The organism is Paenibacillus diazotrophicus (assembly GCF_042610465.1).
The window spans coordinates 46,746-68,321 of sequence record NZ_JBGJZN010000007.1; the positions used below are offsets into that span (position 1 = coordinate 46,746).

16 protein-coding genes are annotated in these 21,576 nt (G+C 52.0%); 12 read left to right on the forward strand and 4 right to left on the reverse strand.

Translation table 11 applies throughout. The features are described from left to right. Position 1: 1 nt before the first annotated feature. Both cymR and ACAN54_RS22925 read left to right on the forward strand, forming a co-directional pair. On the forward strand, positions 2-421 hold the full coding sequence (gene cymR / locus ACAN54_RS22920) for a cysteine metabolism transcriptional regulator CymR (protein ID WP_379161010.1): 420 nt from the start codon (positions 2-4) through the stop codon (positions 419-421). Between the two features lie 155 nt (positions 422-576). Continuing rightward, on the forward strand, positions 577-1,137 hold the full coding sequence (locus tag ACAN54_RS22925) for a DUF1541 domain-containing protein (protein WP_379161012.1): 561 nt from the start codon (positions 577-579) through the stop codon (positions 1,135-1,137). Positions 1,138-1,154: 17 nt separating this feature from the next. Here the strand turns inward: ACAN54_RS22925 and ACAN54_RS22930 are convergent, their stop codons facing one another. Further along, on the reverse strand, positions 1,155-1,838 hold the full coding sequence (locus tag ACAN54_RS22930; RefSeq protein WP_379161013.1) for an SOS response-associated peptidase: 684 nt from the start codon (positions 1,836-1,838) through the stop codon (positions 1,155-1,157). A gap of 136 nt (positions 1,839-1,974) precedes the next feature. Between ACAN54_RS22930 and ACAN54_RS22935 the strand changes: the two genes are divergently transcribed. From ACAN54_RS22935 to ACAN54_RS22975, 9 genes are all read left to right on the forward strand, one after another. After that, a complete protein-coding gene (locus tag ACAN54_RS22935) occupies positions 1,975-2,454 on the forward strand; it encodes a 2-thiouracil desulfurase family protein (protein ID WP_379161015.1) in 480 nt (159 codons plus the stop codon). Positions 2,455-2,595: 141 nt separating this feature from the next. Then, a complete protein-coding gene (locus ACAN54_RS22940) occupies positions 2,596-3,747 on the forward strand; it encodes a cysteine desulfurase family protein (protein WP_379161017.1) in 1,152 nt (383 codons plus the stop codon). A 98-nt stretch (positions 3,748-3,845) separates the two neighbouring features. Further along, positions 3,846-4,367, forward strand: coding sequence for a PRC-barrel domain-containing protein (locus ACAN54_RS22945; protein WP_379161019.1), 522 nt, complete (start codon positions 3,846-3,848; stop codon positions 4,365-4,367). Between the two features lie 14 nt (positions 4,368-4,381). Then, the gene (locus ACAN54_RS22950) at positions 4,382-4,591 is read left to right on the forward strand and encodes a hypothetical protein (RefSeq protein WP_379161021.1); all 210 of its coding nucleotides are present in this window, start codon (positions 4,382-4,384) and stop codon (positions 4,589-4,591) included. Positions 4,592-4,822: 231 nt separating this feature from the next. After that, positions 4,823-9,307 (forward strand): carbohydrate binding domain-containing protein, encoded by a 4,485-nt coding sequence (locus ACAN54_RS22955; RefSeq protein ID WP_379161023.1) that lies wholly within the window; start codon positions 4,823-4,825, stop codon positions 9,305-9,307. A gap of 133 nt (positions 9,308-9,440) precedes the next feature. Further along, on the forward strand, positions 9,441-10,847 hold the full coding sequence (locus tag ACAN54_RS22960; protein ID WP_379161025.1) for a sugar ABC transporter substrate-binding protein: 1,407 nt from the start codon (positions 9,441-9,443) through the stop codon (positions 10,845-10,847). A gap of 102 nt (positions 10,848-10,949) precedes the next feature. Beyond that, positions 10,950-11,906 carry a carbohydrate ABC transporter permease gene (locus tag ACAN54_RS22965; protein WP_379161027.1) on the forward strand — a complete coding sequence of 319 codons (957 nt, stop codon included), beginning with the start codon at positions 10,950-10,952 and terminating at the stop codon, positions 11,904-11,906. Beyond that, a complete protein-coding gene (locus ACAN54_RS22970; protein WP_379161029.1) occupies positions 11,903-12,760 on the forward strand; it encodes a carbohydrate ABC transporter permease in 858 nt (285 codons plus the stop codon). The genes ACAN54_RS22965 and ACAN54_RS22970 overlap by 4 nt, the downstream gene beginning before the upstream one ends. Positions 12,761-12,794: 34 nt before the next feature. Beyond that, positions 12,795-15,764: a GH36-type glycosyl hydrolase domain-containing protein gene (locus ACAN54_RS22975; protein WP_379161031.1), complete on the forward strand. Its 2,970-nt coding sequence runs from the start codon at positions 12,795-12,797 to the stop codon at positions 15,762-15,764. A 5-nt stretch (positions 15,765-15,769) separates the two neighbouring features. On the opposite strand, the gene ACAN54_RS22980 is transcribed toward ACAN54_RS22975, so the two are convergent. After that, positions 15,770-17,377, reverse strand: a complete 1,608-nt coding sequence (locus ACAN54_RS22980; RefSeq protein WP_379161033.1) for a response regulator — start codon at positions 17,375-17,377, stop codon at positions 15,770-15,772. Beyond that, positions 17,355-19,100, reverse strand: a complete 1,746-nt coding sequence (locus tag ACAN54_RS22985; RefSeq protein WP_379161034.1) for a sensor histidine kinase — start codon at positions 19,098-19,100, stop codon at positions 17,355-17,357. The genes ACAN54_RS22980 and ACAN54_RS22985 overlap by 23 nt, the downstream gene beginning before the upstream one ends. A 118-nt stretch (positions 19,101-19,218) precedes the next feature. On the opposite strand from ACAN54_RS22985, the gene ACAN54_RS22990 reads away from it, so the two are divergent. After that, positions 19,219-20,799: an extracellular solute-binding protein gene (locus ACAN54_RS22990; RefSeq protein WP_379161036.1), complete on the forward strand. Its 1,581-nt coding sequence runs from the start codon at positions 19,219-19,221 to the stop codon at positions 20,797-20,799. A 65-nt stretch (positions 20,800-20,864) separates the two neighbouring features. On the opposite strand, the gene bglS is transcribed toward ACAN54_RS22990, so the two are convergent. Further along, the gene (gene bglS, locus ACAN54_RS22995) at positions 20,865-21,572 is read right to left on the reverse strand and encodes a beta-glucanase (RefSeq protein WP_379161582.1); all 708 of its coding nucleotides are present in this window, start codon (positions 21,570-21,572) and stop codon (positions 20,865-20,867) included. Positions 21,573-21,576 lie beyond the last annotated feature (4 nt).

Below are 21,576 nucleotides of genomic sequence, written 5' to 3' on the forward strand. Positions count from 1 at the left end.
TTTGAAAATATCGACAAAAGGACGCTATGGATTAACAATTATGATGGAGCTTGCCCTGAAATTTGGCGAAGGTCCTACATCACTTAAGAGCATCGCCGAGAAGAACGGGCTATCCGAGCATTATCTGGAGCAGCTGATCGCTCCACTTCGTAACGCCGGCCTGGTGAAGAGTATTCGTGGAGCCTACGGCGGATATATTTTATCCCGTGAATCCAGCACCATTACTGCAGGAGACATCATTCGCGTACTGGAAGGACCTATTTCACCTGTGGATTTCACAGAAGAGGATGACCCGGCGAAGCGGGACCTTTGGCTGCGCATCCGCGACAGCATTGCTGATGTACTGGATTCCACAACCTTGTCCGATCTGATCAACTTTAAAGAAGAAAGTCATGCAGACAATTATATGTTTTACATCTGAACCTCTCCAACCCATGGTTACACCCAAAGCCCCTTCCCGGGGGCTTTTTTTTATTTCCTCACCGTCCGCTTCTGCAAGCAGCAGGTTTGTTATATACCCATAGAGGGTATAATGTACTGAAAACCCAATCCACCCGATCAAGGAGTGCTGCACCTATGAAAAGAATATTCGTATTACTTAGTCTGGTTATGGCCGTTGCTCTAAGCGGCTGCGTGAATGGAAAGAAAACTGCGGAATCGGATGGCGCTACGAACATCAATCAAGTGGCGCATAATGCGGGGATGGAGCATACCGGCTCCGGTGAAGTTCCTGAAGGACTCAAGAAGGCTGAGAAGCCAGCCTTTCCAGTGGGCAGTCAGGTAATTGTCAAGGCAGATCACATGCCTGGCATGAAGGGTGCCACAGCGACCGTAGTAGGCGCTTTTGACACCACAGCATATGTGGTTTCTTATACCCCGACTACAGGGGGAGCAAGAGTTACCAACCACAAATGGATCATTCAGGAAGAGATTAAAGATGCGAAGGAGAACCCGTATCCGCAGGGCGCTTCTATCACAATCACAGCGGATCATATGAAGGGGATGAAAGGCGCAGAAGGCACTGTGGAATCCTCCGAACAAACGACAGTATATATGATCGACTATACTCCTACAACCGGTGGGGACAAGGTAACTAATCATAAATGGGTTGTAGAAAGTGAGTTGTCAGCAAAATAGTCCGATGTGAGCCGAATCTAACCTGCTGCTTCGTCCACTTCATCAACTAATGCTTTAAAGTCATTGCGTACATTGCCCACCGCCGCTGACACAGGGTACGCCCGCATTTCTTCCGCAGCATAGGGCTGCAATAGCTTCATTAGCTCCGGAACATCATGATTATTGCGGTCAAGCCACTCCGCTTCGGCTTCGCGGCTAAGAATAACGGGCATGCGGTTATGGATATCTGCCATCAGACGGTTGGGCTCTGTAGTAATAATGGTGCAGGTGCTCAGCCGTTTCCCGCTGGGATCCATCCATATATCATACAGACCTGCCATGGAAAAAAGCTCACCGCTCTTCATCACGATCCGCATCGGCTGTTTGTTCCCGGAATGCTGTTTCCATTCGTAGAAACCGTCAGCAGGTATGATGCAGCGGCGCGAACTGATAAGGTTGCGGAACGAGGGTCTATTCTGTAGTGTCTCCTGGCGTGCATTCATCATTTTGCTGCCGTGTTTGTCATCCTTTGACCAGGAGGGGACCAGCCCCCAGCGCAGCTCACCGAGCCTGTTCTGCTTGCCGTCATGAATAATCGCAGGAACATTCTGCATGGGGGCTGCGTTGTATTTTGGTGCATAATTGACAATGGAGGTATCCCCAATAAAATAATGGAGCATTAATTCCTCCATGCTTACCATAATGGTATATCTTCCACACATTCTGCAGAGCCTCCCCGGACCTTTGATGTTATGTTAGGGGCTTGTTTACAGTTGTAAAGCCCTCATGCTATGCTCTTTGTATTTCTTAGCATCTATTATAAAGGAAGATGCAGACGATAGCGAAGGAGTGCATCCCATGATTATAGTAAGCTCCTGTCTGGCAGGAATGCAAGTAAGATACAACGGGACAGCTTGTCTGGATGAGACCATTCAGAAGCTGCTGGATAACAATCAGGCGGTTGCCGTCTGCCCGGAGCTTCTTGGAGGGTTCTCCACCCCGAGAGAACCGGCAGAGATTGTTGGCGGAGACGGGGATGCTGTGCTTGATGGAAAGGCTAAGGTCGTTGACCGTCTTGGAAAGGATGTCACCGGAATGTATCTCCAAGGCGCCTATGAGGCGCTGGGACAGGCACAGCGGTTGAACGCGGCAATCGTGGTTCTCAAGGAGAACAGTCCTTCCTGCGGTAGCTCCATGATCTACAACGGGTCATTCTCCGGGCGTAAGATTCCCGGACAAGGTGTGACCTCTGCGCTGCTTAGACGCAGTGGCATTGAAGTGATTTCCGAGGAACAGCTCGCCTCCAGATTGGAATCAATCGATTCCCATGAGAAATAAGGTGCTGTGGAATCCGCATAACAATGGTTACAGCATGTTACAATATTGTGTTTATTGACTGGTGGTAAAAGAACAGGTTCAAGAGTATAATCGAATAGTCCTGTATGACAATCCTGAATAACCAGAAGCGGAGAACACGTCATGAAACCGATCTATATGGACCACGCCGCGTCAACCCCGGTTCATCCGGAAGTGGCTAAGGTCATGTATAATATGCTGCTTGAGCAATACGGCAATGCGTCCAGTGTACACACGTATGGACGTTCCGCCAAAAAGATAATCAACGGTGCGCGCGATTCCATCGCGGGCTTTTTAGGCTGTTCGCCGGATGAATGGGTGTTCACAAGCGGCGGCACGGAGAGCGATAATCTCGCCCTGTTTGGGGCTGCTGCGGCCTCTGTACATAAAGGGAAACATATCATTACGACTTCCGTTGAGCATCACGCAGTGCTGCATACCTGTGAAGCGCTGGAGAAGCAGGGTTTCACCGTCACTTACCTGCCGGTCGATGCTGCTGGACGTGTATCCGTTACTGACGTAGAAGCCGCTCTGCGCGAAGATACGTCGCTGATCAGTGTAATGTTCGTGAATAATGAGGTAGGAACTGTAGAACCTATACAAGAGATTGGCAGAGTAGCCGCAGAACACGGGATTCTATTTCATGTCGATGCTGTACAAGCTCTCGGCATGCTGCCTATTACTCTCCGCGAGCTTCCTGTGGATTATATGAGCTTCAGTGCTCACAAAATAGGCGGTCCTCAGGGGATTGGCGGGTTGTATGTGCGGCGGGGAGCCCCCTTGCTTCCAAGACAGTATGGTGGACTTCAGGAACGCGGTAGACGGGCCGGAACCGAAAGTCTAGCGAACTCAGCCGGCTTTGCCAAGGCTGTGGAGCTTGCAGTAACCGGGCTGGAGCAGCATAGGGACAAAGCGTTCATGCTGCGGACAACATTGCTGGAGGAGCTGGACCGACGGATCGGGCGGGATAGCTATGTTATTAACGGAGACAGACAGGAATTTATGCCGTCCATACTGAATCTGAGCTTTCCCGGAGTGAGAACCGATGTGCTGCTAATGAACCTTGATATGGAGGGGATTGCTGCTGCGAGCGGTTCGGCCTGCACCTCTGGTTCTCTGGAGATTTCACATGTGCTGCAGGCGATGAGGCTTCCAGAGGAACTTTTGAACTCTGCGATTCGATTTAGCACAGGTTTGGGTAATACTAATGAAGAAATGGAGTACGTGGCCCAAAAAGTTGAAACCATCCTGAATCGGCTGCGTAAGAAGGATTAGGCTCAGGTATAGCCTCGTTGCCGATACAGTGTTTGAGTGCTCTTCAACCCAAAGGGAACTCGTAAGTACACTCAAAGTAAAAGGGGACATCAACAGCCATGAAACTTCAAGAAATGATCGGCTTGGCTGTATACGAGGTTGAAGAAGGTAACGAAATCGGCAAAATTGTCGACGTTATACTCGATTCAAACTGGAATATAACGGGTATTGAACTGGAAAGTAAAACTTTTTTCTCCAGTCATGTGAAAGTTGTGGCATGGGAAGATATCGTCGCTTATGGCGAGGATGCTGTCATGATCCGCAGTAAAGAGTCGATTGTGAAGGCTGACACTGACCATATACCCTATACATTTCTTTTGGGAAAAAATAAATTAAAGGATCTTCAGGTGCTTACGGCATCCGGAACGATCCTCGGACGTGTATCGGATGTTTATTTTGACCAAAAGTTGGGAAACACAATAGTAGCGCTGGAAATCAGTGACGGGTTAGTAACTGATTTGATCGAAGGCCGCAAATGGCTGCCTTGTTCTGATGGAATGTCCATTGGGGAGAATTCCGTACTGGTTCCCGCGATGAGCGAAGAACGGCTTCAAAAAGCCATTAATATTGTTAACGGATAGGTGGAATGTTTGATATGAAGTGTCCAAACTGCAACTCCAAGGATATCGGCAAGATTGGTTCCCACCAGTTCTATTGCTGGGGCTGCTTCATCGAACTGACAGTCAACGGCGAGAAAATGTCGGTGTATCAGGTTGAAGAAGACGGCACGCTAAGCTCGCTTGACGATTTGTTCTCCGGGGAAGAGATGACTCAGGATTTCCCGCAGATTCATGCGTCTTCTTGATCTCTCTCCTGATTCATGTTCCAAATGAGTTACATAGATTTGCCGCACCCAATTTTTGAGTGGCTCTTGCAGTCGCCCGGAAATTGGGTTTTTTGCTTTTCTACAAAAGTTGCATCTTTGTTATATGCACTAAGGAATTGGTATGTTCCCTGCCGGAGTCGGGCTCTATACTGAAATCGACCAGCGGTAACGCCGGGATTCTACGAGTTTCACATAAGGGGGAATGTTTAGATGTACCGCAGAGGATTATCCAAACTACTGGTTACAGTTATGCTGCTGTCATGGCTTCAGCTTCCGGTAAACACGGGATTGGCCAGAGCAGCGGGGTTAGAAGGGCTGCCCGGATCAGCTGAAAGCACAGATAGCGCTAATGCTGCCGGAACAGCAGCATTTGCCGATATGAATCAGCATTGGGCTGAGGCAGCGGCGGATAGACTGGCTGCCGCCGGGATTTTGCAGGGCGACGGCCAGGGCCGATTTGAACCGGGACGCGCGGTCACGCGCGCAGAGATGGCGGTTATACTGAGCCGGGTATTCCGTTACAGTAACCCTGGTAATTCCGCTTTTAAAGATGTAAGCGCTTCTTCATGGTATGGAAAGGATATTGGCGGGGTCAACGCAGCGGGTATCATTAAGGGTTATGCGGACGGCCGGTTTCAGCCGGGAGCGGCAGTAACGCGGCAGGAAGCGATAACGATGCTGGCCCGGGCTTTCCGGCTGGAGGCCTCTTCCCAGGTTGCCGCGGGCGGGCAGGTGGACGAGATAGCCGTTAGCAGCTATGCCCGGGAAGCTGTGAATGCCATGCTTGAGAAGGGTTATATCCGCGGTGATTCGGAGGGTAAGTTGAATCCGCAGATTACAATGACACGTGCTGAGCTGGCGGCGCTGCTCGGCCGGATGATCGGATGGATCAGTCCGGGGGAAGGGACTTATTCGATTGGTGCCGTGTCCGGTAATGTTATTGTCAACCGGGCGAATGTAAGGATAGATGGCGGGGCAGTCAACGGAAATCTTTATGTGACTGCCGGAGCGGGAGAGGGGGAAGTCTCATTCTCTGGAATCCAGGTGAAGGGGAATACCCTGATCTCCGGAGGGATCGGATATTCAGTCGTCTTCCACAAATCATCCTTGGGGCAGACCACCCTAGACGCATCCAAAGCGACTGTGCGGCTCATCCTGGAGGATGGAAGCGCAGCCCCTGGAATCGAATTGCTCCAGCCGGCCAAAGTTGAAATTGGGACCGGCTCAAGGGTGGATGCCCTGATCGTCGGCGTTGCCGCCGCTGGGTCCGAGATTATTAACCGGGGTCAAATCGGTTTGCTTGAGACAAAAGCGGGTGATGTTCTTTTCAACGGAACAGTACTCAAAGCCGGTGAGACGCTTCGGGATTTATCGGGAATTGGTAGCTCACCAAAGGCCAGTGCTGTGGCTACCTCCGCGACGAGTGGCGGAACTGGAATTGGAGCGACACCTGCGCCAGCTACACCCGCTCCGCCATCCGAGGTCAATGCATGGGAAATGGTCTGGAGTGATGAATTCGACGGCCCATCCATTGATAAGACCAAGTGGAATATTCAAGATACAGGGAATGTATACAATAACGAACTGGAATATTACCATCCCGACAACGCCTCATTGGAGAAGGAGAGCGGAAAGAGTGTACTGGCACTGGAAGCGCGTAAGGAAGCTTACGGCGGCAAGGGGTATACTTCTGCCAAGCTGACCTCCAAGATGAAGGGTGACTGGACGTACGGGAAATTCACGGTGCGCGCGAAGCTGCCGATTCAGCAGGGCATGTGGCCAGCCATCTGGATGATGCCAACCGACGAAGAGAAGCAGTACGGACCTTGGCCGGGAAGCGGTGAGATGGACATTATGGAATTGACAGGACCGGTGGCCGGTGATACGGAGAAGGCCGATCTCTACCCTAGAACCGTTCATGGTTCTATACATTACGACATTCCACATACGTCCCAGTCCAAGACTTACGTTCTGCCGGAAGGTCAAACGTTCGCTGACGATTATCATGAATTCACGCTTGAGTGGCTTCCGGGTCTGATCCGATATTATGTGGACGGTAAAATGTATTTCGAAACGAGTGATTGGGGAACCAAGGTTGAGGGCCAGCCGGATTACTATACGTACCCTGCGCCGTTTGACCGGCCGTTCTATATGATTCTCAATCTGGCAGTGGGCGGCGATTGGCCGGGAGATCCGGCGGCTGACTTCCAGTCAGATAAGATGTATGTCGATTATGTACGGGTCTATAAGTACAAGAATCTGGATCAGTGGCCGGACGTAACCGGACATCGTCCAACGAAGCCTGAGATATCGGTTCCGCAGCGTCCTGCTCTTGCGGATGGTAACGAGATCTACAACGGCGATTTCACCGGTTCCGCAGCAGCGGACGGGCTTCCTGAGTACTGGGAATTGATCGAGAATGCGGGCGGTGCGGGTACAGCTTCCGTCATTGATGATACGGATAAGGGCAAGGCGGTGAAGGTTGCTGTCCAAGAAGCGGGCACCAAGAATTATTCCATTCAGCTTACCCAAATGCCGCTGATGCTGGAGAAGGGTAAAGCCTACAAGGTAACATTCGATGCCAAAGCAGATGCAGTCCGTCCGCTAATGAGCAAGCTTACCGAATTCGGCGGCGGATGGACAGCCTATTCCCAGGAACGGAATTTCCAGCTCACCCCGGACTGGCAATCGTTCGAATACACCTTCAACATGGACCAGGCTACTGATAACAATGTCCGATTCGAGTTCAATCTGGGCCTTAATGACATTGCAGCTTATTTCGCTAACGTCAGGGTTGTGGAGACGAAACCTCTGCCGGTGATTCGTACTCCGCTTGCAGACGGAAATCTGATTTATAATGGAGGGTTTGATCAAGGAGAAGGGCGGCTGGGGTACTGGACATTTGCGGTTAAGCCAAATTCAGGGGCAGTAGCTGAAGCCAAGGTAACCAATATACTGGAACTGCCGCTTATGAAAAGGGAGCTGGAGGCTGAAGTCCGGAATACCGGCGGATCACCACAGGATGTGGTACTCACCCAGACGGGCATCCCTATGTCTGCAGGAGGGGTCTATCAGCTCACGTTCGATGCCAGATCGGATCAGGCGCAGCCGATCGGAGTCAAACTGGAGACCGGCGGTGGAGATCCGCTCTATCCCGACGGATCAACCTTTACACTAACACCGGATTGGAAGAGCTATACAGCGGAAATAGTGCTGGCTGGTGCGTCCGGCACTGAAGGTGCACTGTCATTTCTTCTTGGACAGTCAGCCGGACAGACTGGGATCGATAACGTGCGTCTGGTCCGCAAGACAGATCCGCCCGCACTTAGCGGCGGTTATCTGCATCTCCGTGCCGATCAATATTGGAGGGCATCAGGAATCAGCCTGACACCGAGCGGTGAGGGCGGCAAGGATGTTACCGATATGGATAAGGGGGATAACGCAGAGTACAAAGTGGTTCTTCCTCAGGCAGCAAGCATTGTGCCGGTGGCCCGGGTGTCCAGTGTACGGGCGGATTCTGAACTGGAGCTGTCTGTACTGGATGCCGGCAAGCGCAGTGTGGTGACGGCAACCGTCTACAGCACTGCAGTTGGAGATACGGGAGGGCTTCAATCTTATCGTGCAGTTATTGGAGCTCCGCTTGAATTAGCTGCGGGAACCTATTATTTCCGTCTCGGCGGCAGCGGCTACAATCTGGCTTGGCTGGATCTTTCCCGCGAACTGGTGGTGAACGGAAGCTTCAAGAACGCTTCGGCCGAAGGCTGGACGCTGTTCAAGAAGGATTGGGTGGACAATGATCCGGTGAAGAATACCGTGATGACCGCTGAGCATGGAGCGCTGCAGATTGCCCTTGGCGGCAGTGGAGACGAGGAGTGGAATGTACAAGTGAAGCAGGATGCAATTCCGGTAGAGCAAGGTAAGAAGTATCTGCTTCGCTTTGATGCGGAAGCCTCTGTATCCCGGTTGATGCGGGTACTGGTTCAACATGACGGTTCTTCGGACAACGATTGGACCGCCTATACGAACCAGACAGCCAGTCTGAGTGGAGCCGGCGGACACTTCGAATACTATTTCACCTCTCCGGTAAGCGATTCCTCCGCCCTGCTTCAGTTCAGTCTCGGCAAGGTGAACGAGGTGTTGGGGGCACACAATGTCAAGCTGAGCAACATTTCTCTCCTTCAGGTAAGTCCGGTGCTCGCCGGAGAAGCGTATGGGGAGAATCTGATCCCGAACGGGGATTTCTCGGCTCCGCTTCAAGGCTGGAGCTCGTATTCCTCTGACAGCGGTGAATTGTCTATTGATAATGTGAATGGATCACTGCGGATGCAGGTTGGTTCCACAGGGACGAACAGCTGGGACCGGCAGGTCTATTATGAGGGAGTAGCTTACAACGACGGCAATCATTACACGCTTACTTTTAAAGCCAAGGCAGGAGCGGCGCGCAAAATGAACATCAGCATCGGCTGGCTGGATGCCGCGAACAATTATACCTGGCATGGATATGCGAGCAAAATTATTGATCTTGGTATGGACTATGCTGAATATACCCTTGAATTCGACGTTACCGGAGAAAGCACACCGATTGGCCGGATCTCTTTCGAACTGGGGAATATTGAGAATGGGGGCTCGGGTCAGCTTGCGGTAGATGTTGATGATATTGTCCTGACGAACAACGGAACGTTATCTGCACCTTAAAAGAAGCTTTATAATTTGTTATCCAGGCTTGGGATTTGGTATTTAGACCGGTACCAATCGCTTTTATAATCAATACATGGGGGGCGGACAACCGTTCTCCATGATCTTCAAAAGACAATGGGGGAGATTAATTGTGAAAAAGACAGCCGTTTCCATTAGTGCACTGCTCATGGCATTTTCAGTAGTCGTCAGCGGATGTGGGGGCAATAACAATTCATCAAATTCTGCTAACAACGGAGGAAAGAAAGAAGAGGCGAGCGCGACTACGGCTCCTGCAGCTTCTGAAGCTCCAAGCACGAAACCAGTTACACTGAACGCCTGGGTCATGCCGAACAGTCCGAAACCGGATGCGGACTTCCTGAAGACCCTTGATCCCTATCTGAAAGAGCATCCGAATGTCAAAGTCAAGGTAACGGTGCTGGACTGGGGTTCTGCTTGGACTAAGATCACAACGGCGGCGACAAGCGGCGAAGGCCCGGACCTGCTTCAGCTGGGTAGCACCTGGGTACCGGCAATTGCCAGTATGGGCGGTATTGACAAGGTGACTGACAAAGTTGCCGATGTGGGCGGTGCTGAGGCTTTCTTGCCGGCAATCTGGCAAACAACCTCCATTGCAGGCGACAGCGAGGTGTACGGAGTACCGTGGTTCGTGGATGCGCGTGCCATTTACTACCGGACGGATGTGTTCAAGCAAGCCGGGGTAAATCCGGATACTGCATTCAAGGATTGGGATTCCTTCAAAAGCGCACTGAAAGCGGTCAACGGACAAACGGTTGACGGTAAGAAGATCGCTGCGCTGGGACTTCCGGGCAAGAACGACTGGAACGTGGTGCATAATATTTTTCCTTGGATCTGGGCTGCAGGCGGTGACGTTCTCTCCCAAGATAACAAAGGTGTAGTATTCAACGAAGAAAAAGGTCTTAAAGGCGTTATGTTTTACACAGGACTCGCGCAAGAAGGTCTTGTTGAAAAATCATCACTCGAAAAGAACTCGTCGCAGATCGAGGGTGACTTCGGTGACGGCAAGTCGGCAGTGATTATCTCCGGCCCTTGGCTCGCCAAAAACTTTGCTACGCCAAAAGCAAACGGGGGTATGGATGACAAGAAGGCAGCGAAAAACTTCGCGGTGGCTCCGCTTCCGGCTGGTCCTGAAGGACAAGCCACCTTTGTCGGCGGCAGTGAGCTGACAGTATTCAGCGGCTCTAAAAACAAAGAAGCCACATGGGATGTTATTAAATACCTGACCTCGGATGAAGCGGAGAAGGCTTATGCCAATGTATCCGGTCAGCTTCCAGCCAGAGTGTCCCTTCTGAATGCGCCGGACCTTGATGTCCATATGAAAGCATTCTCGGAAGCAACTAAATACGGAAGAACCTACCCGTCCATTCCACAATGGGGACCTACAGAAACAGCACTGCAAAAGCATTTTGCTAACGTGTGGGATATCGTTGCCGGTGTGAAGAGTACGTACAGCGAAGAAAGCATCAAGAAGGAGCTGGACTCCGCAGCGGCTGAAGTCAAAGCCATTATTAATCAATAACTACTAGAATTTTGGAGGCCGCCGCGCGATAGGGCACGGCGGTTCTTCCATTAACAAAGTGAGGGATAGTAGATGGGACTCCATACTGAAAACGATCTTCCCGTGAAAGTGAAAGCCTCTTCCGGCAAGCGAGCATTGTGGTTCAAGCGGGTCAGAGAGAACAAGTTCGCTTATATGCTGATGGTGCCGACCATCATCTTCATGATGCTGGTACACCTGCTCCCGATGCTCCAGGGCATCTGGATGTCATTTTTGAAGCTGAATCAATTTACACTGGTCAAATATTTAAAAGCGCCTTTTGTCGGCCTGGAGAATTACACCGGACTGCTGTTCAACTCCGATAATCCGGTCCGCCAAGGGTTGAATTTTGCAATACGCAATACCGCAATTTATGCGGTTATTGTAACTATAGGTGTGATGATTATGGGGCTGATGATGGCCATGCTGCTGAACCGTGATTTTCCCGGGCGCGGCATTGCCCGTACAGCCATGCTGCTTCCCTGGGTCATCCCTTCCTATGTTGTCGGCGTACTATGGGGCTTCATGTGGCAGCAGAATGGTATTATCAACTATTTTCTGGTCGATGTATTGCATCTTTATGCAGAGAAGCCCTTCTGGCTGCTGGGACCGAATACCATCTGGGCGATCATTATCCCAACCATCTGGCGCGGCTGGCCGTTCTTGATGGTCATTTTCCTGGCGGGACTCCAGACCATTCCTGAGGATATCTACGAAGCAGCAACCATTGACGGGGCTAACAAGCTCCGCCAGTTTTGGAATATCACACTGCCGATGCTTAAGCCGGTGATAGCGGTACAGCTTTTATTCCAGATCATTAACAATGTCTACTCCTACAATATCGTTTCCACGATGTTTGGTAATGGTGCCGGATATCCGGGAGAGTGGGGAGACCTGCTGATGACGGCCTTGACCCGCCAATCCTTCGGCTACTGGTCGTTTGGTTCCGGTTCTGCCGCTTCAATGATGCTGATGTTCGTAATGCTGATGGTAGTCGGTGTCTGGTACCGAGCTTTTAGATCGGAGTTGAATGCCCAATGAGTACACACCGAAAACGTTCTGTTACTTCGTTTCTTCTGACTTCTCTGACCTGGTTCATCGTTGTAGTGACGATATTCCCGATTCTGTGGATGATTTTTACTTCCCTGCATTCGAACGATCAAATTCTGAACGGTATCACAACCTTCAGCTTGCCGAAGCCGCAGTGGGTCAACTACATCAATATGTGGGACACGGTTAACTTCGCGATATATTTCCGCAACAGCCTGTTGATCTGTGGTGCGACCACCCTGCTTGCCGGTTCCTTTGCCGTTCTGGCAGGATATGCGCTGGCCCGGTTTGATTTTCCCGGATCCAAGCTGTTCAGCATGAGTATTATTTCCACCCAGCTTATTCCGGGCATTATGTTCCTGTTCCCGATTTATCTGATGTTCCTGTGGATCAAGAATACGTTCGGTTTGCCGATGATCAACACCTATTGGGGAATGATTCTCGTCTATACGGCGTTCTATACTCCGATCAGTATCTGGATTATGCGCGGTTTCTTTGTTTCCATTCCAAGAGATCTGGAAGAATCGGCTGCGATTGACGGCTGCACGAAATTTCAGGCGTTCTATAAAATTATTCTGCCGCTGTCTCTGCCCGGAATTATTGCGACATGTATCTTTATCTTTCTTACGGCGTGGGATGAACTCCTCTTCGCCTGGGTACTCACAACCAGCTCAGACGTACAGACCATTCCGGTTGGTATTCGCCTGTTTGTCGGCCAGTACAACACCCGCTATGACCTGCTGATGTCGGCCTCCACTGTCGTAACGGTGCCGGTTATGGTGATATTCTTCATGACGCAGAAATACTTTATTAGTGGTATGACCGCGGGAGCCGTTAAGGGCTGATCCGCAGTATACCAGGAAAGGTGAGGGCTCAATTATGTTAAAGCTTACTACTGCAAGAGAAGCGGCGGTTTCCGCCGAGGACATTCTGAGACAGGCATTCGCTGACCGCATTGGGGCCGGTGAATATCTTAGCGCGTTATTTACCGATTCGGAACGCCGCGGGGCTGTCGGAATAGCGGGGCTTCCGCTTCGGCTGCCTGCCATTCAGGAGCTGCTCAAGCTGCCTGCCTTGGCTGCGCTGCTGCCGGCTGAAGCCGGTGCATCCGCGCTGTTCACCGTAAACGGCGAAGGCAAGACGCTATCCTTGTATATCCGGCTCGCCGGCAGGCAGGAGGAAAAGGTTGAAATACCGGAGACTGCCGCAACGGAGGCTCTGGCTCAACTGCAGGCCGCACCTGGCTGGGCAGGAATGCTTAATACCGAGGGGGAGCATGTAATCGATCTGCGTTCACCTGTACCGGGTCCGCATTTTGCGGTGAATCTGCTGCTGGGCAACCGCCTCCGCTTTCCGCAGCCGCTGCAGACCACGCCCAAGAGTGTTGTTGACCGGTTCGGCGGGGGCAGCTTCCGCTCACACGCAGCGACACAGGTACTGGCGACCCGTTGGGATATGCGCCAGGAAGAGAACGGCTTCCCGGCAAACCGGCAATTCTATTTGTTTGAGGGCGGGAAACAAATCTTCTATTCCGCAGACCCTGGAGATGAAGCAATTGTATCGGCAGTCTGCAGACATTCACAGAATGCAACCGTCATACACTACCGCACCCGCTGCGGTCTGGATATTACCCGTACGATCTTTATCCTGCCGCACGCTGAGGGGATGCCTCTGGCCACCGAAATGCAGCGGATAGAGATTGTGAACCACGGGAAAGAGAAACGCCAGCTTCGGATTGTCTATACCGGAATGTTCGGTTCTGCCGCTCCGGGCGCATTGTTCGAGGATGTGTTGTACAGTAATGTCATCATGCAAGGTGGTGTGCTTCAAGATTCCACAGGAGCTGTGGCAGCTATCAGCCCCGATTATTATCCGGAAGGCGGCAGGCACGATCTGCGCTTCCACACGATGATCCTTCATGGGGAGGACGGAGCGGTGCTTCCGCGGGAATTCTGCGTCAGCTACAATGAATTCGTCGGTACAGGCTCGCTGTTCCGGCCGGCGGGTGCACTTAAGCTCAGCAGCATTCTGCACCGCAAGGGACCAGGCTTCTTCGCTGTAGCAGGGGAGGTTCATGTATCCGCTGGGAGTGTGGCAACGATCGACCAGTTGACTGGGCTTGTCTCGGACAAGAGCGGCGCGCCTTGGAACGACACGGTGCTTGCAGACGAGGTGGGGGCGCTGGTCGCCCGTTTCTCTGACCGCAGTGCGGCGGAATCGGCCCTGGCGGAATCGACCGGCTTCGTACGTGAGTATGGCAGGTTCCTGCAGGTATCCTCCGGTGACGAGAAATTCGATGTGTTTGTTAACCGCAACCTGCCGTTTCAAGTGCTCTATCAAACGTTTGTCTCCCGTTCCTTTTGCCAGACTCAGAAGGGGTACAGGGAAATTGGCTTCCGCGAGATCCAGGATTTGTATGCCTCAATGTACTATTTCATCGGTATGGGAAAAAGCGGTCTGGTAAAGAGCCTGCTGAAAGAATGGACCAGTATGGTGTTCGAGCTGGGCTATGCTTATCACAATTTCTTCTGGGTTGGCAAAGAGCCGGGAAAATGGTCTGACGATGCGTTATGGCTTGTTCAAGCCGTTTACCGTTATGTCATGCTGACTGGAGATCTGGAATTCCTGGATGAGTCCTGTCCGGTGGCGGGACAAGAAGCCAGCCGGCCGGTCTTCGAGACACTCAAGGCGATTATTGTATATTCGGGGCAGATTTCGATCGGTCGTCACGGTCTTCCGTTGCTGGATTATGCGGACTGGAACGACTGCCTGAAGCTGGATGACACGTATCTGAATGGTCCGGCCAAGGAAGAGCTCTACCGGAAGCAACTGGAGGCAGGCGGGGTGTTCGGGGATTCGCTGGAAAGCGATTATTCCGAGAGCGTCATGAATGCTTTCCTGCTGAAGGTGGCGGTAGATGAACTGTCCGCCTTGGCCGCCCGCAAGGGAGAGCAGGATTACGCCGATGAGCTGGAACGCTTCGGAGGCAAGCTGCGCGGCCGCATTCAAGAGCATGCCTGGAAGGATAACTTCTTCGCCCGCGTGCTATTTAACCGGTACCCTAACGGGGAATATACGTACTTGGGCGCAGCAGGAGACGGTCTGTCTTCAGATCCGGCATCCGACGGTTCATACTTCCTGAACTCCTTCAGTTGGAGCATCCTGTCAGGCTGCGCAGAAGAAGCACAGATCGCTGTAATGCTGGACACCATGAAGTCACATCTTATGACTCCTTTCGGGCTGAAGCTGGTCTCGCCGGTTGCTCTGGGACGGGTATCCACCCACACGGCTTCGGACGAATACTTTCCGGGCGACCGGGAGAACGGCGGTGTGTTCAAGCATGCCTGTATGATGGCGGCTGCAGCGATGTTCAAGGGAGCCAAGGAAGTGTTGGATGCGGGACTTGCCGCAGAGCTGGGCCGCTTCGGCTATTGGCTGCTGGACCGGATCATGCCATACAAAACTATGGAAGATCCGTTCGCCATCTGCGGGAATCCGCGATTCTGCACGCAATACAATAACAGCGAGACTGGTGAGAACATCGGTCCGATGCTAAGCGGCACCTCGACCTGGCTCACCCTCTCGCTGATGGAAGCGCTGGGTATTGAATATACGGCACAAGGCATTGCACTCCAACCGATTCTGCGGGAAGAGCAGACGGAGTTCGCTTACACGCTCAAGCTCGGCAGTTCCTCGTACCGGATTCATATCAGCAAGCCGGAGGGCTTCCGCCGGACACAGGATGGAACAGCCCGTATGACCTTGGATGGCCGGGTGCTCGAGGGAGGACTTGTACCGGCTATAGATGATGGTCTCACCCATGAGGTGGGGCTGCGGTTTGAAGTCTAAGAGCGTTACAATGACCGGTCGCGGAACTCCTGCGGGGTCATGCCGGCGTATTCCCTAAATAGTTTTATAAAATAATGGGCGTTGGAGTAGCCAAGCTCAGCGGAAACTTCATAAATTTTCAGCGGCGTATGGATTAGCAGATACGCCGCTTTTTCCATCTTTACCTGGCTGATATAATCGCTGATTCGCTTGCCGGTCTCCAGCTTGTACATCTTGGATAAATAGACCGGGTGCATCTGGATATGATCGGCGATGGCTTGTAGTGAGACATAGTGTAGATTGCTGTTGATATATTCATGAACGTTTCGGATCAGAACAGTCCGGCTGTCCCGACGTTCCGATTCAAAATGATCCTTCAGCAGAACGATGACCTCCAGCGCCCATTCCCGCAGCTTATCTGGTGTTTGGAAGGGGGCCTGCTCCAGCAGTGGATTCCCCACTATCTCGCTCAGCATTTTGTTGTTCTTGTGGGCGAAATAATAGAAAGCCGTCTCCAGATGCAGACGGGCCTCATGGATATGCTCCAGTGAGTGCTCCGGATTCCGGACCAGCTCCGATACAATGGCTTCCAGCTTGTCTTCGATACCCTGCCAGTTGTTCGCTTCGAACATATGGAAGAGCAGCGGAGGCTCATAGAGGGGCTGAAGAATCTCCACTGGCTGGGAGCCGCAGTTGTCTGTTACGTCCAGATAGATGCCTGTTTCACTGCCGATATGTTGGCGGATAGCCGAAATAGCGGATTGATAGAGCGTGTAGACCTGGTCGGGGAAACCTCCCCAGCCAGTAGTCACAACGGATAGGCCGCCTCCTATCAGCGTGCTGACATGGTTCTGCAGCTGATAGGCCGCTTGGGCGACATCGTCAGCAGGATGGCCGCCGGATTCAATGTCATCCCTGGGCTGCAGCAGAAATACGAGATAATCATGCACATCCTTACAGGACCAGATGCGGAAACGGTCCTGAAACAGCTCTTGTGCGATATTGATGATCGCGTATTCGAACAGCAGCATGCTGTGCATGTCCTGGCGCCGGAAGAATTCCTCCGGTCTGACGACTGCGAGGCATACCTGCAGATCGGTCCGCAGGGGCAAATCGAACTGGTCCAGCCGTTCTTGCAGTTGCGGCCCAGCCAGTTTTCGGCCTTGAAGCAGTTCCCCGAGCAGACGATCCCTCAGGAGCGGAAGGTGCTCACGGAAGGTCTGCAGGGTCCGCTGATAGGAGGAACGTGTCTCCCACTCTTTGCGAAGCTCTTCCTGGAGCTTAACGATAACAGCGATCAACTGGTCGTTTGCAATCGGCTTTAGGAGGTAGGCGCTGGCTTGCTCTTCTATTGCTTTGCGGGCGTATTCAAACTCGGCATAACCGGTCAGCATAACTACCCGGATATGCTTCCAGCGGCTTCGTATAGACGCGATCAGCTCAATGCCTGAGATTTCCGGCATATTGATGTCAGTGACTACAATGTCGATAGGATAGTGTTGCAGCAGCTCGAGCGCCTCGTACCCGGAGTAGGCTTTATGAACCTGTTCGAACCCCATTTCGGCCCAAGGAAGAGAGATGGAGAGATCATCTACAACGTAAGGTTCGTCATCAACCAGCAGAATTTGGTGCATGGTGTTCCTCTTTCTTCTCCATACGGAGAGTGATTATTAGACCGCCTTCAGAGGAAGGGGCAATTAGAAGGCCGGAAGAATCATTATAATGAGATTTAAGACGCTGTTGAATATTCCATAGCCCGCAGCCACCGTCCTCGCGCGTCGATTCGGACATTCTGGCATGCAGAGAGGCAATCGCTTCAGGGGTCATGCCGGCTCCGTTGTCCTCAACGGTGATGGTGATCGCTTCATACGTCTGGCTCGCGGTGATTCTTATGAAGCCCTGGCCGATTTTTTTCTCAATTCCATGAATAATACTGTTCTCAACTAAGGGTTGAATCAGCAGCCGGGGAATTTGCAGGCCCAGCAATTCATCGGCAATATCCATCTCGTAACGGATGCGCTGTTTTCGCAAATTCTGAATCTCCAAGTAATTCTCCAGCAGCTTCAGCTCATCCTGGAGCGTTGTGAGAGAGTGGTCAACCTTAGTAATATAACGGTAATACTCGCCAAGATTCAGCGCCATCGCTTCCACCGAATCTGTATCACCAACAACGGCCTTGCTCTTAATGAAGAACAGACAATTGTAGAGAAAGTGCGGATTGATCTGTGATTGGAGCTGTTTCAAGTGGGCGTCCTTGACCCGGAGATGTTCCAGATAGACCTGTTCAATCAAAGATTGAATTTGCTCCGCCATTTCATTAAATTCTTGGTTGAGCATCGTGAACTCGGGATTGGTCCTGGTATGAATCCGTGTAGACCAGCGTCCTTCCTTCATTCTGTTGAGGGAACGCAGCAAAAGGCTTACCGGACGCTGTACTTGACGATAGAGCTGAAGCGAGAACAGAAGACTCATGACCAAAAGGATGGCCGATCCTGTCAAAAAGGAATACCGGCTGCTCCGGATCGGCTGAAGAATCTGCTTCAGCGGTGAATAATGCACGACCTGCCAATTGATGGCCGAGGATGGGACGGAGCTGACGAGAAAGCTGCCTTCCTTGAGGCTGAAGATCTCCGAACTCCCCTGGCTGGTTGAAGGAGCCAGTGTTGCAACGATCTGTTGCGCCATTTCCCGGTCGGTATGGCGTGATAGAATCACCCCGAATGAGGGATGGAACAGGAAGGTGTCACCCTTGTTTTGTGACTGGTAGGTATCGAACATCCGTTCAATATTGGATACTGGAAAATACATTGACATCAGCAGTCCCGCCCCGCGGGGTTCATTCCTGCTCTCGGCAGGGTCGGACAGCAGCAGACGGAAGCCCGCTTCAGAGTTGTCCGTGTCTTCCGAAATATACTCCCAACCGGAAGGCAAAGGCTTCTCCAGTATGGAGGAATCGAAGGAGAGAGAGGAATCCGAGCCGAGGGTCTCGCCGCTGTGCGGCTTGTACAGCACAATCCGGTTCTCCCACGTACTGGAACTGGTCTGCAATGAAAGCTTCTCCAGCACGGTCATAATGGTCTGGGCGGGATCAATGAGATGGCCGAATTGCCGGATCTGCTCATAGTCGCGGACGGTGGGATCTCTCTGAAGGGCATACATACTGCCCGCTAATTGGTTGATGTTATTGTCCATCTGCTGGGTCAGGAACTCCAGATGATTCAAATCGGTCGTTTTTATCTGATTCGTAATGACCCCGACATCCTTGCGGTAGGATAATCCATAGAATAAGAGCGTAACTGAAATAAGGGATAGAAGAATCGCAACCATTTTAATAAACAGGTTCGGACGCCAGGTCATAAGATCATCCTTTTCAAAGACTTCACTGTACTACAAGAAAGTGTATCACACGATGCTGAAGATGATTATGATACAATTTGTTCAACTCCCAAGAACACTACGAAAAGCAGGAGGTTCCATGAAAATTCGATTAATACTGTCCGTGCTGCTCTTGACGTTGTCGGGCTGTACGTTTCATAGCCCGGAAGAAAGTCTGCCGCCAGCCTCCCCGGACAGCACAGCACCTCATTTCGACGTCAAGTCAGGCAAATATGAACCTCTTGTAGATCTGTATACAGTAGGCTCCGTGAATCCCAATCTGACCTTTAAAAAAGGCGAGAGTCTTGAGCATAACGTACATACGATCTGGGCCGAGAACCGGCTTGGCATCCGCATCCGTTATCTGTGGACCATTTCCGGGACCTCCGAGAACTATGCCAACAAGCTGAGGCTTGAGCTGGCTAAAGGCAACATGCCCGATGTTGTAACGACACGGGACGCTGACATCATCCAGGAACTGATTGGCTCCGGGCAATTCATGGAAGTTGGCAGTTTATTCGAGCAGTATGCTTCCGGGGTGTGGAAAAAGGCTGTAGCCGAGGACCCCTCGGCTTGGGATCCCTTCGTGCGGGACGGGCATAAGTATGCAATTCCTATCATGGATTACGAATATAACTCGGACCCGCTGCTCTGGATCCGCCAGGATTGGCTGGACAAGCTTCATCTGAGTGCACCGCGGACACTGGGCGAACTGGAACAGGTCATGGATGCCTTCGCCAACCGGGACCCTGACGGCAACGGTGTTAAGGACACATACGGTCTTGCGGTCGGTTTCCGTAACGGCCCCAATACCTGGATGGGTGACAGCAGTTGGATCTTTGGCGCGTTCGGCATAATTCCTGAGCAGTGGAACCGCCGGAGCGACGGAACACTGGAATATGGTTCCGTCCAGCCAGGCGCACGAAAGGCTGTAGCACTGATGAAGCATTGGGTGCAGCAAGGATACCTGTCCACCGACAGTGCGTGGCTTGATGAAGAGGGCGCGGCCAATCTGTTCGTCTCCGGCAAAGCCGGCATTATCGCCGGTCCGTATTGGATGCGCGGCTGGCCTTTGTCCATCCTGACCGATAAAGATCCGCAGGCGATTGTCAAGCCTATCGCTATCCCTTCCGGACCGGAGGGCATCGCCATGAGAAGAGGAACATTGCCTGTCAACGGCGCTATTCTGATCAACAAGAAAATGAAGCATCCCGAAATCTTTTTTACCTACCAGAATTATTTATTTGATTATTACGCTACCTCAACCGGTGAATTCTCCAACGGCCTTGCGGAGGGGTATGATTGGGCAATGGTCGGCGGTAAGCCGACTATTGCACCCTCCGCTTTACCGCTAGGCGGTATCCGGGTCGCCTCCTACACGCTAACCTTCGATGGAGCGAGAATTCCCTCCAAGGTCGTCAAGGAAATTCCGCAGGACATCGCCCCAGTGCTGCTTGGCCAGAAGGGGGCTTCCCGCAAGGAGCAGTTCACGGGACCGCCAACCGCAACGATGAAAAGGGGCGGCGAACTGCTGAAGAAGCTGGAACAAAAAAGCTTTCAAAAAATTATCTTCGCGGACAGCGGCATCGGGGAGTTTGACGAATTTGTCGACAAATGGAAAACCTACGGGGGACTAACCGAAACTTCGGAGGTCAATGCCTGGGACCGTAGCCGCCGGTGAGTGCCGCAGGGACAAGAAACCGCCTTGAACAAGGCGGTTTCTTGTCGGAGTAACGCCGGAACTTCCTACTTGCCCGACGATGGATCCGGAGTATAACGGAACTCTTCATAGTAAGCATGGAGCGGGACCTTGCCGTCAAATGGCTCCAGCCAGGAATCCACGCCTATCCCGTTCCATAGATTCATCATTATGCGGCCCGGGGTTGCGGGAATATTCTCGGTGGCCGTGTGAACAGGGTGGCCATCGATATACCAGGTAATAGAATCCTTCTTCCAGTCGAAGCCGTACCAGTGAAATTCCTGTGAGGCGTCAAAGTCGAGGTCGATCACCTGCTCGTGGTCCCCTACACCGTCGGTGAAGTAATTCAACTGTACCTGCCGTGTGTTCTTGCCCAAAAATTCAATGTCTATTTCGTCCCAAGGCTCGCCTTCCGAGGGACCGGTGTAAGTGAAGAAAGAAGAGACTACACCGGGATGGGCAGCCGGCTTCATCTGGATTTCATACCGGCCATAGCCATACTTGTTCAGCGAGCGGTATTCAGCGCCGTCGAAATTTCCGGTAGAGGGACTGGTGAGCGACAGGGTCAAGAGACCGTCACCAGCGAAGGCGATATTTCCCTCACGCCAGGTACAGTTGAACATGTCTCCGTTGGAGTAGCCATCTGTTTTCTTCCATAACTCCGTGTTAAACGCGGTAAAAGAATCCTTTATCACTCCATCCCCGGAGCTGGATACTGAACTGTAAGCCCATATGCCCCACACAGCAGCCGACAGGGCC

Excerpts from the sequence above, each read along its gene's own strand:
- ACAN54_RS22975 (WP_379161031.1), top strand. The coding sequence starts at position 12,795 with ATGTTAAAGCTTACTACTGCAAGAGAAGCGGCGGTTTCCGCCGAGGAC.
- ACAN54_RS22925 (WP_379161012.1), top strand. The coding sequence starts at position 577 with ATGAAAAGAATATTCGTATTACTTAGTCTGGTTATGGCCGTTGCTCTA.
- ACAN54_RS22935 (WP_379161015.1), top strand. The coding sequence starts at position 1,975 with ATGATTATAGTAAGCTCCTGTCTGGCAGGAATGCAAGTAAGATACAAC.
- ACAN54_RS22955 (WP_379161023.1), top strand. The coding sequence starts at position 4,823 with ATGTACCGCAGAGGATTATCCAAACTACTGGTTACAGTTATGCTGCTG.
- ACAN54_RS22930 (WP_379161013.1), bottom strand. The coding sequence starts at position 1,838 with ATGTGTGGAAGATATACCATTATGGTAAGCATGGAGGAATTAATGCTC.
- ACAN54_RS22945 (WP_379161019.1), top strand. The coding sequence starts at position 3,846 with ATGAAACTTCAAGAAATGATCGGCTTGGCTGTATACGAGGTTGAAGAA.
- ACAN54_RS22950 (WP_379161021.1), top strand. The coding sequence starts at position 4,382 with ATGAAGTGTCCAAACTGCAACTCCAAGGATATCGGCAAGATTGGTTCC.
- ACAN54_RS22970 (WP_379161029.1), top strand. The coding sequence starts at position 11,903 with ATGAGTACACACCGAAAACGTTCTGTTACTTCGTTTCTTCTGACTTCT.
- ACAN54_RS22990 (WP_379161036.1), top strand. The coding sequence starts at position 19,219 with ATGAAAATTCGATTAATACTGTCCGTGCTGCTCTTGACGTTGTCGGGC.
- ACAN54_RS22985 (WP_379161034.1), bottom strand. The coding sequence starts at position 19,100 with ATGACCTGGCGTCCGAACCTGTTTATTAAAATGGTTGCGATTCTTCTA.
- ACAN54_RS22940 (WP_379161017.1), top strand. The coding sequence starts at position 2,596 with ATGAAACCGATCTATATGGACCACGCCGCGTCAACCCCGGTTCATCCG.
- ACAN54_RS22980 (WP_379161033.1), bottom strand. The coding sequence starts at position 17,377 with ATGCACCAAATTCTGCTGGTTGATGACGAACCTTACGTTGTAGATGAT.